At 72.1% G+C, this 17,636-nt stretch carries 8 protein-coding genes; 6 read left to right on the top strand and 2 right to left on the bottom strand.

What is annotated here, in order from left to right; all coding sequences use genetic code 11:
• Positions 1-207 precede the first annotated feature (207 nt).
• Positions 208-1,200, bottom strand: coding sequence for a LacI family DNA-binding transcriptional regulator (locus OG875_RS06050; RefSeq protein ID WP_330173202.1), 993 nt, complete (start codon positions 1,198-1,200; stop codon positions 208-210).
• Between the two features lie 327 nt (positions 1,201-1,527).
• Here OG875_RS06050 and OG875_RS06045 point away from each other — a divergent pair, with 327 nt between their 5' ends.
• The 6 genes from OG875_RS06045 (at position 1,528) to OG875_RS06020 (ending at position 16,127) form a co-directional block, all read left to right on the top strand.
• Positions 1,528-3,252 (top strand): discoidin domain-containing protein, encoded by a 1,725-nt coding sequence (locus OG875_RS06045; RefSeq protein ID WP_330173201.1) that lies wholly within the window; start codon positions 1,528-1,530, stop codon positions 3,250-3,252.
• Positions 3,253-3,423: 171 nt separating this feature from the next.
• The gene (locus tag OG875_RS06040; protein WP_330173200.1) at positions 3,424-4,794 is read left to right on the top strand and encodes a DUF1996 domain-containing protein; all 1,371 of its coding nucleotides are present in this window, start codon (positions 3,424-3,426) and stop codon (positions 4,792-4,794) included.
• 859 nt (positions 4,795-5,653) lie between these two features.
• Positions 5,654-6,235, top strand: coding sequence for a beta family protein (locus tag OG875_RS06035; protein WP_330173199.1), 582 nt, complete (start codon positions 5,654-5,656; stop codon positions 6,233-6,235).
• Positions 6,236-6,848: 613 nt separating this feature from the next.
• A complete protein-coding gene (locus OG875_RS06030; RefSeq protein ID WP_330173198.1) occupies positions 6,849-9,122 on the top strand; it encodes a hypothetical protein in 2,274 nt (757 codons plus the stop codon).
• A gap of 88 nt (positions 9,123-9,210) precedes the next feature.
• Positions 9,211-15,300, top strand: coding sequence for a hypothetical protein (locus OG875_RS06025; RefSeq protein ID WP_330173197.1), 6,090 nt, complete (start codon positions 9,211-9,213; stop codon positions 15,298-15,300).
• Between the two features lie 329 nt (positions 15,301-15,629).
• The gene (locus tag OG875_RS06020) at positions 15,630-16,127 is read left to right on the top strand and encodes a GNAT family N-acetyltransferase (protein ID WP_330173196.1); all 498 of its coding nucleotides are present in this window, start codon (positions 15,630-15,632) and stop codon (positions 16,125-16,127) included.
• 214 nt (positions 16,128-16,341) lie between these two features.
• Here the strand turns inward: OG875_RS06020 and OG875_RS06015 are convergent, their stop codons facing one another.
• Entirely contained in the window at positions 16,342-17,343 is a 1,002-nt protein-coding gene (locus OG875_RS06015; RefSeq protein WP_330173195.1) for an ArsR/SmtB family transcription factor, read from the bottom strand.
• Between the last annotated feature and the right edge of the window lie 293 nt (positions 17,344-17,636).

The following is a 17,636-nucleotide window of genomic DNA, read 5'->3' as shown; positions in this document are numbered from 1 at the left end:
TCGCGGCTGTGCTTCTCCGGCGGTTCAGCTCCACCCCGCGTGGCGCGCACCTCGCCCGGCGGCTCTTGCTGCACCAGCTCGACGCATGGGGCGTGCCGCACGGCAGCGAGGCATCCGACACCGCCGCGCTGCTTGTGGCGGCCGCCGTTCGGCGTGGCCGGATCGCAGCGGCCGGAGCGGTGCGGATTCAGCCACGCGGCCGGGACGTCAGGTCGATTCGCGTACCACGAGTTCGTTCGGCATGATCACCGGCCCGGTGGGGCCGCCGTCGATCAGGCCGAGGAGGAGGTGGACGGCCGCCGTCGCCTGGTCGGCCATCGGGCTGCGTACCGAGGTGAGCGCGGGACTGGTGTAGGACGCGGCTTCTATGTCGTCGAAGCCGATGACCGCCACGTCCTCGGGGACCCGTCGGCCCGCTTGGCGGAGCGTGCGCAGGGCGCCGATCGCCATCAGGTCGTTGGCCGCGAAAACCGCGTCGAGGTCGGGGTCGTCCTCCAGAAGCTGCCGCATGGCTTCGGCGCCGGAGGCGCGGGTGAACTCGCCCAGCGCCACGATGGAGCGACGGCCGGTGTCACGCAGCGTCCGGCGGTAGCCGTCGAGACGCTCACGTGCCTCGTGCAGTTCGAGCGGTCCGGTGATGGTGGCGATCCGGCGCCTGCCGCGTTCCAGGAGATGACGCACCGCCAGCGCCGCTCCGTCGGCGTTGTCCAGGGCCACGTACGGGACGTCCTGCGCGGAGGTGCGGTTGAAGGACACGACCGGCAGGCCCTGCCGGGCCAGTGCGGACGGCAGCGGATCCGTACCGTGCAGGGCGACCAGGAGCACGCCGTCGACGTGGCCGCCGGCGATGTACTCCACCACCCTGGTCCGGCTCTGGTCCGATTCCGCGAGCATGAGCACGAGCCGTTTGCCCGCCGTCTCCAGCTCTCTGCTGACGGCGCGGACCACGGCGGAGAAGAGGGGGTCGTCGGAGACGACTCCCTGCGGCGGATCGGAGACCACCACGGCGATCGTGTCCGTGCGCCGGGTGACGAGATTGCGGGCCGCCCCGTTGGGCACGTAGCCCAACTCCTGTACGGCGCGCATGACGACGTCCCGGATCTGCGGGGCGACCGTCGTCTCTCCGTTGATGACACGGGAGACGCTCGATTTGGACACGCCCGCCCGAGCGGCGACCACTTCGAGAGTGGGACGTTTCATGCCTGTCCGTCCTCCGTGCCGGTGGCCGGATCCGTGCGCGGAGCGGGTTCTCTCATCGGGGCGACCTCCGGCTCTGCGTCATGGCGATGCGAGCAGCGTATCCGCAGGTTGGGGCGGAACGGGCCCGCTCGGGAGTACATCTCCCTCGGCGCCACCCGGGGTGGCTCCCGCCGTGCCACCCAGTTTATGAGAGACCGCTCCCTGGTGTGTCGCAGGCGTTACGTCGCTGTTTTTTCAAGGTGAAAGAGGTCTTGACAGTCTTCCCCAGTCCCTCCATTCTCCCTCTCAGGGAGCGCTCCCCCACCTCCCCCGCTTGAGGAGTCGCCCATGCAAACGCTGCTGCGCCGCTTCAACTTATTCCTGGCCGTCACGGCCTCACTGCTCGCTTTCATCGCCCTCCCCGCCCCTTCCGCCCAGGCGGCGGAGGTCCTGCTCTCTCAGGGAAAACCCGCCACCGCGTCGAGTGCCGAGGGAGCCTTCGCCGCTCGCAACGCCGTCGACGGCGACCCCGGGACACGCTGGTCCAGCGCCTTCGCCGACCCGCAGTGGATTCAGATCGACCTCGGGGCAAGTACCGAGATCAGCCGGATCGTCCTCAACTGGGAGGCCGCGTACGGCACGGCGTTCAGGATCGAGGTGTCCAGCGACGCGCAGAGGTGGACAGCCGTCCACCAGACCGCCACGGGCACGGGCGGTACCCAGAACCTGACCGTTTCCGGCACCGGCCGCTATGTCCGTATGTACGGGACGCAGCGTGCCACCGCCTACGGCTTCTCGCTGTGGGAGTTCCAGGTGTACGGGACCACCGGTGGCGGCGGTCCCGGTGGCGGCACCGGCACACTGCTCTCCTACGGCAGGCCGGGCTCGGCCTCTTCCTCGCAGGCCGACGGGAACTGCTGGGAGTGCACGCCCGCCAGGGCCTTCGACCGGGATCCGGCCTCACGCTGGGCCACCAGCACCACCACGGGCTGGACCGATCCCGGCTGGATCTCCGTCGACCTCGGTGCGACGGCGCAGATCGACAAGGTCGTCCTGCAATGGGATCCCGCCTACGCCAAGTCCTTCCAGATCCAGGTCTCGCCGAACGGAACCGACTGGACGCCGATCTATTCGACGACGTCCGGGACGGGCTTCAAGCAGACGCTGGCCGTCTCCGGCACCGGCCGCTACGTGCGCATGTACGGGACGCAGCGTGCCACCCCGTACGGCTACTCGCTGTGGGAGTTCCAGGTGTACGGCACGGGCGGCGCCCCGATACAGCCGCCGCCCCTGCCGAGTGATCCCGCGAACCCGCCGCGCCTGGTGTGGGGCGACGACTTCGACGGCGCCGCAGGCGGCAGGCCCGACCCCTCGAAGTGGAGGGCGGACCCGGGCACCGGGCCGAACAACGAGCTGGAGTACTACACCGACAACCGCAACGCCTCACTCGACGGTGCGGGACACCTGGTGATGGAGGCACGCAAGGAGGTCACCGCCGGATCGACGTGCCCGCGCGACCCGCTGACCGGTAGCGGCACCTGCCAGTACACCTCGGCGCGGATGAACACCGGCGCGACGTTCCAGTTCACGTACGGGCGCGTCGAAGCACGCATCAAGGTCCCCAAGGGCAACGGTCTGTGGCCCGCGTTCTGGATGATGGGCGCCGACTTCCTGACCGGGCGGCCGTGGCCGTACAACGGCGAGATCGACATCGTGGAAGTCCTCGGCAAGGACGTGAAGACCGCCTACTCGACGGTCCACGCGCCCGCCTACAACGGCGGAGGCGGCATCGGCTCGCCGTACACCCTGCCCGGGAACGCCGACTTCTCCGACGACTTCCACACCTGGGCCGCCGACTGGAACAGCAAGGGCATCACCTACAGCCTGGACGGCCGGACCGTCTTCACCCTCGACAAGGACCAGGTGGAGCAGACACGCGGGCCGTGGATCTTCGACCATCCGCACTACATGATCCTCAACCTGGCGGTCGGAGGTGACTGGCCGGGCCCGACGGACGCCAGCACCCCCTTCCCCTCCAAGATGCTCGTCGACTACGTGCGGGTCTATCAGTAGGCCCCACTCCCCGGGCCGTCGGCGTCCGCGACGTTCCGGGCCGCCCCGCCCGCTCCCTCGGGGCGGCCCGGGGCGGCCGGGAATCGCGCCACCGCCCGGCCCCCCGCTCTCCCCATCGCCGCAATCCGGCACGAAGCGAGCCCCCACCCCCGATGCACGTGAGGACATGACATGCGCAGATATCCAGTCCATCTGTACACCCTGGTGGCGAACACCCTGGCGGTCGTGCTGGCCGCCGCGCTGAGCTTGACCGTCTCGACCCAGCAGGCGCAGGCCGCGACGGTCACCGTCCAGGCCGAGTCCTACGCGGCCCAGTCGGGTGTCACGTTGGAGGCGACCTCGGACACCGGAGGCGGGCAGAACGCCTCGTATCTCGCCGACGGCGACTGGCTGCGCTTCGACAACGTCGACCTCGGCGCGGCCGGCCGGCTGACCGTGTCGGCCCGCATCGCCTCCGCCGCGGGCTCCGGCACCGTGGAGCTGCGCACCGCCGGCCTGACCGGCCCGCTGCTCGCCGTCATACCGGTCTCCCCGACCGGCGGTTGGCAGAACTGGGCGACCCGGACCACCCAGGTCACCACCCACCCCACCGGTTCCCAGACGGTGTTCGCCGTGCTGCGCGGCGCGACCCCCGGTGACTTCGCCAACATCAACTGGTTCTCCTTCGTCGGCGAAGGCGACACCGCGGCGGCCGGATGGGTTCCGATCGACCAGGCCAAGTGGAACGCCCAGCTGGCGCAGTTCCGTGCCATGACACCGGCCGCGGTGCCCGCCGGAATCGTCCGGGTGCCGGAGTTCAACGCCACCTGCGAGTACAGCCACTCCAAGCCTGACGACCCCATCGTCTTCCCGGGCCTTCCCGGCGCGTCCCACATGCACAGCTTCTTCGGCAACAAGAGCACCAACGCGTTCTCCACGACCGATTCGCTGCTGGGCAACGCGCCGACCACTTGCACCCCCGCCAACGACCTCTCGGCGTACTGGATCCCCACCCTCTACGAGAACGACAAGGCCGTCGAGCCCGGGGAAATGATCGTCTACTACGGCTCCCGGCTCCCCGACCCGTCGGTGACCGTGCCCTTCCCGCAGGGATTCCGCATGATCGCGGGCAGCGCCCTGACCCAGTCGCCCACCCCGGCGGGATCGCCCGGCCAGTTCTGGTGCGCGGGTATCGGCGGTGAGATCGGCCGGAGCGCCGACGGCAACTGGCCGCGCTGCGCCCCGACCGCCCAGCTCACCCACCAGCTCGTCTTCCCCGACTGCTGGGACGGCAAGAACCTCGACAGCCCCGACCACAAGTCGCACGTGGCGTTCGCCTACGACGGCAAGTGCAGCGGCGCCTACCCCGTCGCCATCCCCAACCTCTCGTTCGTCACCAGCTACCCGACCAGCGGTACCACGGCGGGCTTCAAGCTGGCCTCGGGCATGGCATCGTCCATCCACGGTGACTTCTTCAACGCCTGGGACAACGCCGCTCTCGGACACCGGGTGAAGGACTGCATCAACCAGAAGGCCAAGTGCAACTCCGCGGGCACGTTCTGACCTGAGGTCGGCACACGCCACCGCGCTGTCGGCCGCCCCGCGCGGCCGACAGCCGGCACGTCCCCGCGACCGCCCTTCCGGGCCAAGGACACCGCGCCCGGATCCCGTTGACGATCCCCGGAGCCGTACGCGGTTCCTGACCGTACGGCTCCCTCCCGCACCACTGACCCCCGCCCGGCACCACGCCGGGCGGGGGTCAGCGACGTGCGGCGGCCCGTAGAGGACCCGGGACGACCAGGAGGACCGGCCGTCGACAGCGCCGGGTTGGGGGAGAACGACCTGCGCGGGGCCCGGACAACCGGCGCGCGCTCCACCGACGAGCCGGCCCCGGCGGCCGACGGTTCCCTGTCCGAGTGGCGGGCAAGAGACGCGAGGGTGATCTCCGGGCAGCGCGAACGGTGGCGGCGAAGGCCACTGGGTCTCTGCCGATGCGCCCGGACGCGGACGCCCGCCGACGGTGCCGACCGGAGCCCCGCCGGACAGTGGTGAAAGTGAACGGCTGCCTCGGCCTCACGAAGGACCCCGCCCGGATGCGGTGGGCGAGCGACGTACCGCGGCCGGGCGGCCTCGGCGGTCGTGATCGTCGGCGCGGGGACCGGACGGGTGTCTTCTGCGGACTCTCCTTGCCGCGGCCCCGCGACAAGATCACCCTGCGCCACGAGGATGAGGGCGATGTGGCGTTCACGGTTCGGGCCTGCGGCAGTACGCCACCCGCCCTGCGGCTGAACACCTGCGGTGGCACGTACGACAGCGCGCAGCGGCGAGGACCGACAGACTCGTCTTCCACGCGACACCGAGCCGGGAGCGCCGAGCCCGCACGTTGCGGCTCGTCGCTGTCACGGTTGTACGCCGTTGAGCCATGGAAGCCGTGCTCGATGACCGGCCCGACGCCGGGAAGGAGGCGCTGCGGGCCCTCGACGCACTCATACCCCTGACGGTCTGGCGGAGCGCCGTTCTCCTGGGAGGGGGTGTTCCCCGGGCCACCGCCGACATGCTGGAGGACAGTCCGTGGGAGGGGCCCCGGGCGGAGTGGCGTATGTGGCACGAGGTGCGTGCCATGGGCAGGGCCTATGCCTCGATGCTCCGTTACGGCGACTACGGCGTGCAGCATCCCAGTGCCCTGGCACAGGCTCTGGGAGTGACGAGGAAGGGCGGACCGCCCTGGGGTGTGCTGCGCTACACGACCGAGAGTTCATACCTTCTGTTCAAGGTGCTGACTCGCGGGGACGACCGGATCGCCGTCAATCGGGGCATGGCCCGGCAGATCATCGAACTGCCCGAGTTCCGGGGAACGGGTACGGGAGAGGGCGAGAGATGGCTGAGCGACTGCGCGCACGGGCCACTCTCGACCGGCAAGGACACGGGCGGGCCGGCCGAGTGGCTGTGGGCGGGAAACGTTCAGCACATGACGTATGTCGTGCGCAGTCTGTCCGGAGGCTGAGCGGGCGGACGGATCCAGTGGTTCGAGTTCCGGCAGTCCGAGTTCGTCCAGTAACTCCCTGACCGCACGCGGTATCTGGGCGTCGATGCCCTTCTGCCGGCCGGCTGCCCGCGAGCCCAGGTCCGCGTCACCCGTATCCAGGAGTTCCGCGACGACGCCGCTGTGGAGGGAGGCACGTCACTGGGCCGGAGCACGTCCCGGCCGCTTTCCGTCCGGAGCGAGCTCCATCTGCTGGTTGAGCAGCGGCGCCAGTTGGACCGTCGCACACCGCCCTCGTCCCGCTTCGCGCGCCGCGCTCAGCAGCAGTCCGACCGTCTCGGCGGACGTGCCGCCTTTTGCCGCCCGCGCTCGTCGGGCCGCCAGGCGCGGACACTTCCAGTCTGGCGGTGGGATCCAGTTCACCGAGCACGGCGAGGAGTTCGTGCGTCCTGTCCGTTCCGCAGCCGGTCCGTCACGGCTGCTTATGCTGCGGCGGGGAGCGATCCCAGCGGTGTGGGTCGGTGTCAACCGGTCGCGAAGTGTCAAAAGTGCCACGGGAGCACCACGCGCGGACATAGTCTGCGCAAACAACCGCGCACCGGGTCGAGGTGGCCCCCCGTGTGGTGGAGGTGACATGGGTGGGGACCCGTATGTTTCGGAACTGGCCGACGAGCGGCGGGAGATGTCGCCGCCGTGCGCGGATTCCTTGCCGGTGCCCGACCCGTACGGTGACCAGGCCCTTCTGACCCCGGCCATGACGCGGGGGTACGACTCCGTGCCCGGCCCGGAGCGGGAGCGGCTGGGGCGGTACCTCGACGCGGTCGTCTCGGCCCGCCGGGCGCCGGTGCACACCGACGTCGCCTTCAACGCCGTCTACTTCGGGTTCGACATCGGCGGTGACGGCTACGGCGCCAGCCCGCTGCGGCTCGACGACTTTCCCGTCATCACTCTCGGCGGTCCGGCCCCCGTGCTTCCCGTCGGGGCCATGGTGTGCGTCGTCACCGGGTCCGATCCGCTGTATGCCGAGATCGTCCACCGGGAGGGCGCCCACCCGGAGCTGGGCTCACTGGGAGATGTTCCCCCTTGGGTGTCGGGGGCGCCCGTGGGGGCCGAGGGGCCGGGCCGGCCGGGGCAGGATCCCCGGCCCCGGCGCAGGGAGTTACTGGTCCCGGACCTGCACGCCTTCGGTCCCGCGCTGAGCCCGTCCCCGGCGCAGCTCCACCGATTACGCACCCGCCGCCGCTGGATCAACGGGGACGGTCATGTGGTCGTCGACGTCTGTCACCCGTCCCCGGAAGCCGCCCGGCGGGACGAGCCGACAGCGTACGCGGAACATCTGCTGACGACGGCCCGGGAGCAGTTGCTCAGCCCCTTCGTGCCGGTCTCCCTCGCCGAACTGGTCGGCGGTACGGACGAGAACACGCTGCGCGCCGGGCTGTTCGGTCTCCTCGACACGGTGCGCGGAGTCCTCAACTCGCTTCCCGGGGCACGTACATGGGGGCATTACGCGATGTCCCGCACCGTGCTCGCGGACAGTGCGCGTGACACCGGACCGCTCGGCGGCGGTGATCTCGCGTCGTTCGTGGCGGCGCTGAAACGCGCGGCGACCCCGAATCGGCGGCGCCACGGCCTCGGCTCACCGGTCGCCGTGTACACGGCGACCGGTCCCGGGCTCCGTGGCTTCCCCGGCGCGGCTGATCCGCTCAAGGGAGTCGGCTACGCCACGGCGGTGTGCCGGGCCAACCTGGCGGTCGCCGACGCCTTACGACAGGTCGGTCGGTACGGGCTGTTCGACAACGGCACCCGGATCGCGCTGGACGACGCCTTCGAGGGCGGCGGGGTGTGGCGGTCCCACCATCCCGGTGACGCGGAAACTCCAGGAGATCCACTCTCCCCCGCCGGACACGGCTGGCTGTCCACCGTGGCCGTGGCCGAGGAGCCGGACGCCGAGCCGGTCGACATGGCCCCCGCCGACGATCCGTCCCTCGGGGCGGGCAGGCTGCTGCGGAGCGACGCCGACGAGATCGTCTGGCGCGCGCCGCTGCGGCTGGCCCACCTCGTCGGCGGCTGGTTCCCGCTCCCTCCGGAGGTCGCACCCGAACTTCCGGCCCTCCGCCTTTGCCTCGTGCTCGATCACGACGGGGAGCGGACGACCCACGAAGGCGTCGCCGAACTCGGCCGGGAAAGCGGCCGGTTGGCGCCGGTGGCCTGGCCCTCCGACTTCTTCCCCGGCCTGATCACCGAGTGCCGGTGGCGTCGCGGCGGGGCGCTGATCCACGTGGCCACGGTGCCGCTGGACGAGCCGGTGCGGGTCGACGAACGGGTGATCGGGCATTGTTACGACCCCCAGGTCCTCACCCGTGACGACGTACCCGGCAGCGGCCGGCAGGGCGACACGGCCGCCGGGCTCGCGCCTCGGCAGTTGGTGATGCGCGCCGTACGCCGCTGTGGACTGCTCACCCTCGACGGGCACGCCCTGCTGGACCCCTCCGTGCTGCCCGCCGTGGTGTACGGGCCCCGCCGGGCACCGGCGCAGACCGCGGCGCTGGAGGCGGCCGTGGCGGAACTCCTCGCGCGGCGCCTGCTGGAGCGGGCCCGGGGCAGCCGGGACGCCCGGGGGCAGCCGCACTTCCCCGCCCGCGAGGCCCAGGTGGTCATACCGCTCGTCCGTTATCGACCGGCCAGGCACCGGCTGATACGCCCCTGGGGCAGCACGGGCCTGGTCGCCGAACCGCTCCAGGCCGTCCAGTTCGTCCCCGGTCATCTGCGCAGGCTGCTGCCGGGCCGGTCACCCAGCGACGCGCAGCGGGTCGCCTTCCGCGAGCACTGCCGTCGGCTCGGCAAGGCGGACGGCTGGGAGCTGCCCGACGGCTACACCTTCGTCACCGAGCACACCCGGGGTCACTGACCCGGGCGCACCTGCCGCACCGCACGGCTCCCTCGCCGTCGAGGGAGCCCGTTCCGTACCACCAGCGAGAGAATCGGAGTTCGCGTACATGCAAGACCGCTACCACGTCCTGACGGGGCCACCGCTGTCCCCGCCGGGCGTCACGGCCCAGAGCCTCGAACCCCTGGCCGCCGCGCTCAACGCGCTGGAACAGCCCGCCGTCACCGCCCTCAACGACCTGACCGTCGGCATGGTGGAACTGGCCTTCAATTCCCTGCGGCCCAAGGAGCGGCAAGAGCTGCTCAGGGGCCTGGGAATCCGGATGTCCGCGCCGCGCCGGGCCGGGCCCGCCCTGTGCCGGGACGTGCTCGCGCGGCTGCGTCGCGAGGCGACGCAGAACGCGTGCACCTGTGGGCTTCTGCGCCTCACCAGCACCGTTATCAGCCAGGTGACCGCGTACATCTTCTCGCCGGACGGCGTGACGGTGCCGGAACCCGTCTCCCGGTGGGGCGAGACGCTGATCCGGATCACCGTGTACGTCTGGTCCAACGCGTCCGTCGGCGACGCGCACATCCTGCTGTGGGCCGGAGACCAGGACTGGTTCGCGGCAGCGGCCGACGAGAAGGAGAAGGCACGGTTCGACGCCGTCCTCGACGCGGCTCGGTCGGTCGCGGCGGCGCACCCCGATTTCGTCTTCGGCGGGACGGCGGAGCGTGCCGCGTCGCCCGGACGGGACATGGACGCCGGACGGACCGGCGATCACGACGGCCCGTCCGTGACCGTCCCGGAGACCGCCCCCGCGCTCCGGCGGTCGGATCCGGAGGCGGCCGATCCGGAGGCGGCCTGCCGAGCGCTGGAGTCCGCCGTGGCCGAGGCCCGGGAGGCCGCGGCGAGGGTGACCGAAGCGGTCCTGGACGGCCGTGCGCCGGGGGAGGAGCACCTCGCTCCGCTGACCGCGCTGGGCGCCGAGTTCACACGCGCGGAGGCGGTGTTCCGTGCGGCGGGACTCGGGGACGTACCGCCGCGCCTCGCGGACCTGGTCTCCGCCGCGCGGGCGCACCGGGAGGCGCGCGAACGTGACCTGCCGGTCCGCCGGACGCTGGAGGAACTGCTGCATGTCGCGGCCGGGCCGGACAGCCCCGCCGCCCCGGCGGCCGAGGCGGTGCGGGCCGCGGCCGGGCGCCTTCTGGCGTCGGCGACGTGGGAGGAGCCGCAGCGCCACGAGAGCGACGCGCTGGCGTCAGTGGCGCGGCTCGTCCGGCTGGGCGGCCGGGAGGACGCCGCGAAGGAGATCGTTTCCCTGATGGGGCACGTCGTCGGAGTGTGGCCGGAGTACGCCTCGGCGGCGGCCCTGGCACCGCAACTGACCTTGACGGGGGTGGCGGAGTCCGTTCCGGCACCGGCTGGGACCGGAACGGTCGGGCACCTCTCGGAGGAGACGGAGACGCCCCCCGGGGAGAAGACCGCCTCCCGGGCCCGGCCGGAGGCCGAAGCCGCCACCCCCGTCGTGGTGAACGGGGAGACCGCGCCCCCGTCGGCGGAGCAGGTCAAGAGCGGTGAGGGCGGCGACCAGGTTCACGACAGCGAGGCCAGGGCCGAGGCCGAGGTCACACCCTCCACCCCGCCGGTCGAGCCCGAGGCGGAGGCGGCGGTCGAGCCTGCGCCCCAGGTCGAGGCCGTGTCGTCCGACCCGGTGCCGTCCGGCGCGACGGCCGCGGACGCCACCGTGCCCGAGGCGGAGCGTCCCGCCCGGACCGAGACCGCCGCCGCCACCGAGGCCACCCGCGTGGCCGGGTCCTCCGTCGAACAGGCCCTCGTCCGGCTCATCGTGGAACGCCGGTTCGGCCTCGCCCACCACGTCGCGCGCGCCGCCGCGCACCCCGAGGCCCAGGTGGCGGCGCTGCGTCTGGCCGGTGCCGCCGCGCTGCTCACCTCGGGTGACAGCCAGGGTGCCCGGCTGACCGCCGACCTTCTCCAGCAGTACGACGGTCACGGCGGCCGGGACGCCGAGGGCGGCGAACTCCTGCTGCTGCCCGCCCTGTTGCGTACGGCCCTGATCACCGGCGACCACGTGGCGGGAGCCCAGCTCAGGGTGCTGGTGCCCCGGCTCCCCGAACGGCTCGGAGAGGTCGCGGCGGCCGTGGCCGACCGGGCGCTGAGCGGGGCGCTGATGATCGCCTCGCCGCTGGTCGTCATCGCCGACGCCGCCGGGACCGAGGCCCGGCTGCGGGAGCTGCGCGAACAGTGCCACGCCCTGCTGGCGCCGCCGAAGCTGCGCTTCGCGCGGGCGACGGAGATAGCCAAGCGGTGGCTGGCCGAGGACGGCATGCTCGGCGAACTGCTGACGAGCGTGGCCGAGGACGACCGCGAGACGGTGAACCGGGTACGCGAGCAGAGCGAACGCCTGTCCAAACTGGGTGAGATCAACAACGAGATCGACCGCATGGACCGCCGGCACCGAGGGTCCAGCGGCAAGCCGCTCCAGGGCTCCGGGCGCCAGGACCTGGTGCATCTCGTGGAGCGGGTGACCGGCCTGCTCAAGGAGTGGTGCCTGATGGCGGAGGCCGCCCACCACCGCAAGCGCTCCGACGGTGACCGGGCGGTCAAGGACATCGGCGCGCTGCGCCGGTCCCTGCTGGACGGGAAGGAGGCGGTCCTCGGCGAACTGGCGCAACTGGCCCGCCGCTCTGGCACGTTCGCCACCGCGACGGCGTGGGCGGCCCGCGACTCGATGGAGGAGCTGTTCGCCCTGCTGGCCGGCGACACCGGGAGCGCGCGCCCCGGCGGCTCCGTCGCCCCGGAGATCCTGCTGGACATCGAACTGCTCAAGGTGTGCGACCGACGGGGCGAGACGGCGCCGCTGGACCAGCTCGTCGTCGCCGTCGGGCGGAACTGGGCGGAGGCACTGGCCGAACGGCTCGCGCACGACGCCTTCGCCGCCGCCCGTACGATCATCGAGCTGGCCGCGCTGGAACTGCTGCCCGCCACCCGCGCCGGGGAATTCACCCCGCCGCCGCTCGACGAGATCGAGGAGCGGGAGGCCGTACGGCGTGCCGAACTGCGGCGCACGCGGGAGGAACTCGTCTCCGAACTGCACCGCGCCCAGGCCGACGGCGCCGTGACCGACGACCAGGACCTGCGGCTCCAGGAGATGCTGGCGGACGCCCGCAACCGGCTGGAGGGCGCCGACACACCCGACCTGGTCGACGTACGCAGGGCGCTCGACACCGTACGGGGCGACCTGCCGCTCTTCCGACAGCAGGCCACCGACCGGATCAGGGCCCGCCTCGACGCGCTCGAGACCACCGCCCCCGAGCGCGCGCAGGTACTGCGCCATCTCGACACCGGGGGGCTGGCCACCGCCGCCGACCTGGTCTACTTCCTGGAGATCGGGGAGCAGGTTCCGGAGATCGAGACCGGTGACCCCTATCTGACCGAGTTCTTCCCGGCGGTGCCCGGCGGGCTGCCGGAGGGCATCGACCAGGCGCTCGTCGCGCTCGTCCGGAGGGGCGGTACCCACCCGACGCTGCCGGTACTGGACTACGCCGCGCTCTCCCCCGACGAGGCGGCACTCGCCGCCGACGCGCTCGACGCGTGGCGCGAGCTGGGCGCGATCGAGCCCCGGGACCGGCTGGAGGTGTCCGGGCGGCGCCAGCTTCCGCCGCTGCTCAAGCTGCTGGGCTACGAGGCCAAGGGCGCCAGGCCCACCGACGAGCGGGCTCCGCACACGCGTCGGCGTGAGTACCGCCTCTTCGAGGCCGAGGTGGAGACCAACGGCAAGGCGAAGGTGCCCGCCTTCGGCTCGGAGATCAAGGAACAGGGCGGCATCCTGCGGGTGCTGATGGTCTGGGGCCGGCCGTCCGCCCAGTTCGTGATGAGCCTGGCGGAGCGTGACACCACCGGGCCGAGCCTGCTGGTCGTCTACTTCGGCACGCTCAGTCCCGAGGCCCGGGTCGAACTCGCCGCCGGATCTGACCAGTTGCAGCCGCTGCTCGTGGTGGACGATGCCGCGCTGGCCTATCTCGCCGCCCGGGGAAACCGGCAGATCAGCACGGCGACCCAGACTCTGCTGCCGTTCTCCGGTGTCAACCCGTACATCCGGGAGAAGCGCGGCCGGATCGGCGGCGAGATGTTCTACGGGCGCGACGCCGAACGCCAGAGCATCATCGACCCGCGCGGCACGCAGGTCATCTTCGGCGGCCGTGGTCTGGGCAAGTCGGCCCTGCTCGCGGACGCCGGGGAGCGGTTCGCCGAGCGGCGCCCCGGCTACCAGCAGGCGGTGTACGTCAACCTCGACCACGAGAACATCGGCAAGGGCAGCGCGTTGGGACCGGAAGCGCTGTGGAGCGTGCTGGACCGGGAACTGACCGCCGCCCAGGTGCTGGACCGGCTGCCGAACCGGAAGGCGAAGCAGAACATCTCGGACCGGGTCCGCGCCGGAATCCGGCGCTGGCTGGAGGGGGACTCACGCCGAAGGCTGCTGATCCTGCTGGACGAGTGCGACCAGTTCTTCGAGGCCGACGCCCCCCGCTTCGACCAGACCAAGCGGCTCAAGGGGCTCGGCTCCGACACGAAGGACCGGGCCAAGGTCGTCTTCGCCGGGCTCCACTCGGTGCAGCGGTTCGCCAAGCTGGCGAGCAACGGCCCGTTCGGCCATCTCGCGCAGACGCCGAAGGTCATCGGTCCGCTCGCCCCGCAGTTCGCCGCCGACCTGCTGGTCGAGCCGATGCGGGTGCTCGGCTTCGAGTTCAAGGACCTCGACCTGGTCAACCGGGTGCTGGGCTACTGCTCGTACCAGCCGTTCCTGCTCCAGATGTTCGGACACCGGCTGGTCGAGGTCATGCACCGCAAGCGGGCGAAGCGGGGGGTGGCGGTACCCCCGTACACCGTGGAGGACTCCGACATCGAGACGGTGGAGTCGGACTCCGGGCTCCGGGACGCGATCTCGGCGGCCTTCAAGGACACCCTCAGCCTCGACCACCGCTACGACGTGATCGCCAACGTGCTGGCCCGGCACGCCCGCCACCGCGGTCTTGAGGTGCGGCTGACCGACACCGAACTGCGGGAGGAGTGCGAGACGTTCTGGCGCGCGGGTTTCCAGCAGCTCGACACCGAGGGCTTCCGCGCCTACCTCTCCGAGATGGTGGGACTCGGTGTCCTCGCGCCCAACCACGACGGTCAGGGCTGGCATCTGCGGGGACCGAACGCCCTGCGCATGATCGGCACCTCGCACGAGGTGGAGGAACGGCTGCTGCGCGCCGACCAGGACTGTGAACTCCAGGAGAGCATCGTCCAGGAGGGCCGCCCCGAACTGTCCGACGGCCGGTCCGCCCCGCTCACCATCACCCAGCTGGACGATCTGCTGGGCGAACGGGCCAATCAGACGAAGGTGGTCCTCGGCACCCTCGCCACCGGCGTGAAGGACGTCGGCAACACCCTGCGGACCATCGCCGGGCGCATCGCCGACTGGACTCTGCCCCCCGTCGGCAGCCCGAAGGTCTACAAGCAGGAGCTGACGGGCGGACGCCCACGGGAACGGCGCGTCATCATCCACGACTTCGCCACCTACCCGGCGAAGCCTGAGGCGTGCCGGGAGGCCGTCGACTGGGCGGAGACACTGCTGCCGGTGACGCCGGGGGTGACCCGTGCGGTCGTGCTGGTCACCGATCCCGACCAGCTGGAGTTGTGGCGTACCCAGCTGACGGGCGCCGAACACACCTCGGCCACGCCTGTCGTGCTGCGCCGTCACGACCGGCGCAGCCTGCGGGGCTGGACGCAGCGGGTCGAGATGTTCCACACGGAGGACCGCCTCGAGCGGCTGTACGAACTCACCGGCGGCTGGCCGCTCCTGGTGGACCGGGCCCACCGGCTGCACGGTGAACTCGGCGACCCGGACGAGGTGTTGCGGCGCCTGGCCGGTCTGGTCATGGATCAGGTGGAGGCGCGTGCCTTCGCCGAGGCGACCGGTGTCTACGCGGACCGGCTGCTCGCGACCGCGTACCGGGCGCTGGACGAGGAGTTCACGGACGGCACGTTCGACCTGGAGAGCGCGGTGACGGCCGTGGCGGTGCGGATCGACTCCGAGGACGAGGCGCGCTGGCTGGTCAGCTTCCTCGACGCGCTTCAGGTGTTCGACCGCGAGGGGACGCAACTGCGTCTGGAACGGCTGCTCCGCCGCTGCCTGACCCCGCCCGCCTGATCCCGGGCGGCGCACGGCTCCGGCCGACGGTATGTGCCGTCGGCCGGAGCCGTGACCCGTCGCTCCGCGGTCAGGGCCGCAGGCGCTTCGCGAGTTCCGTGAGGACTCCCCGGGCCGCCGTTGGGGCTCGTGGTGGGGGACTTGGGGGACGAGGAGTCCGTCGGGCTGGTCACCGGGGCCCTCGGCGGCCCCTCTCTGCTGGGACTGCTCTGGCGGGAGAAACGGGGCGGGGCCCCTCGCCTGTGACACCCCGGGTGCCTCTGCCGCCGACCGCTCCGCGAGGAGGTCGGCCCGGGACCTGCGCCGGCCGCGTGGCTACGCTTCCCGGCATGAATCCTGTGATCGACGTCCTGACGTCTTCCGAGGTGGACCGCCTGGAGCGGCTGTGGGGGCAACTCCTGGCCCATCACAGCCGGGAGGCGGCACACCTGGCGGCTCTCGGCCCCGTTCGTCCCCCCGAGGACTCGTGGCTTCTGCGGCGGGCACAGTACCTCGCGTGGCTGCGGGAGCCGCTCGCCGCGGTACTCGTCGCCCGGGACGGAGACCAGCTGCTCGGCTACGCGGTCGTACGCGTCCTGGACTCCCCGGGGTCGTGGCAGTGGGGGGACCGGGTCGGCGTACTGGAAACCCTCGTCGTCGACGACGAGGCGCGCGGCAGCGGGGTCGGACAGGCCCTGATCGGGGCCGTGCGCGCACGTCTCGCCGAGTCCGGTGTCCAGGTCATGAAGATCTCCGTCGTCGCGGGCAACGAGGGCGCCCTGCGCTTCTACCGGCGGGAAGGGGCCGTCGACTTCATGACCACGCTCGTCATGCCCGTCCCGGAATGAGGGCGCGGACCGGAGCGACAACCGGTGAGTCCGGCCGAACGGCCGGACGAGGGACCGTGTGCGGCTCGGCGACGTGCCAACAGCCCATGCGCACAACTCACTTCAGGAGCGGCCCGCGAAGCGCCCGGTCGACCAGGGCCCGCTCGGAAAGTTCCGTACGCCGTGGACGTGCCCCCTGTTCCGATCCCCGCGAAGCGAGTTGGCCGCGTGCGCGTCAGGGCGGCCCGGCACCCAGCAGGGCGCGCCCGAGGGGGGTGAGCGCGTGGCGGACACGGTTGCCGTCCCGTCGCGTGGTCACCAGGCCCGCCGCGCGCAGCACACCCGTGTGGTGGCTCGCCGTCGCGTCGGAGATGCCGGTGCGGCGGGCCAGCTCGGACGTGCTCGCGGCGGTCTCCACCGCCCGCAGCACGCGTGCGCGTGTGGTGCCCAGCAGCGCGGCGAGCCCGCCGTCGGGGCCCGGGAGGGCCGAAGGCGCCCACACCGCGCGGTGATCGGCGAGTTCGTGTACGACGGGGTAGCGCAGCACCAGGGGACGTCCGGGGTCGGCGTTGTCGACCAGGGCCAGCGGCTTCGGCCAGAAGAAGGTCGGCACCAGCAGGACGCCGCTGCCCGCCAGCCGCAGATCGCCGTCCGACTCGCAGGGAACGTGCAGGACGGGTGAGGCCCACCGGATGTCCGGGTGGAGCCCCGAGAGGAGCCCGTCGACCCCGGAGTCGGCCAGGGCCGCCGCGCGGCCGGCGCGGTCGCTGCGCGCGGCGGCCGTCAGCTGCGCCCAGTAGGGGGTGATGGCCATGGCGTGGTAACGCGACAGGGCCCCGCGTACGAGCCCGCCCCACTCCCGGTCGCCGTGGTGCAGGGCGTGGATCCACCGGGGTGCGCGCGGACGCAGCTGATCCGTGGCACGGAGGTCGGCCGCCCACTGGCGGCGCGGCAGCGACCAGGTGTGGTCGATGCCGTCCGCGAGGGTGACGCCGGTGGCGTGGGCGAACACCTCGGGCACGTACTCCCCGGGCCCGGCCGGTGCCAGCTCCAGCAACGGCCGCAGCGCGGGCACCCACCCCGCACGGGTCCGCTCGCGCCACCCCGACAGCGCGACACCGTGCCCGCCCGCCGACTGGAGAGCGGGCAGGCTCAGGATCGTCTCGGCGAGCGGATCCGGGTGCGCCGCGATGCGCACGCGTGCGAGGTCGTCGGGGGAGAAGTGGACGCGCAGCACGTGCTTTTCCCTCCAAGGCTCGTGCGTACGGCGGCGCCGACGGCCGCCAACTCGTGAGTAGGGCCACGCCAGACGCCGCCAACTCGTGCGTAGGGCCGCGCCGGACGCCGTCAACTCGTGCGTACGGCCACGCTAGACGCCGCCGCCGGGGGACGTTCGCCATGCCGTTGATCTGGCCGGGAGGCGGCGGTTGTCGCACGGTGCGCTGTCCGGATTCGACGGGCGTCGAAGGACCTCGCGCGCCACCGTCGGCCGTGCCGAGACTGGGCCTGCCGCCGCACGGTGGCGGGCGT

The organism is Streptomyces sp. NBC_01498, from assembly GCF_036327775.1.
GTDB lineage: Bacteria > Actinomycetota > Actinomycetes > Streptomycetales > Streptomycetaceae > Streptomyces.
This window is presented reverse-complemented; position numbering and strand designations above follow the sequence as displayed.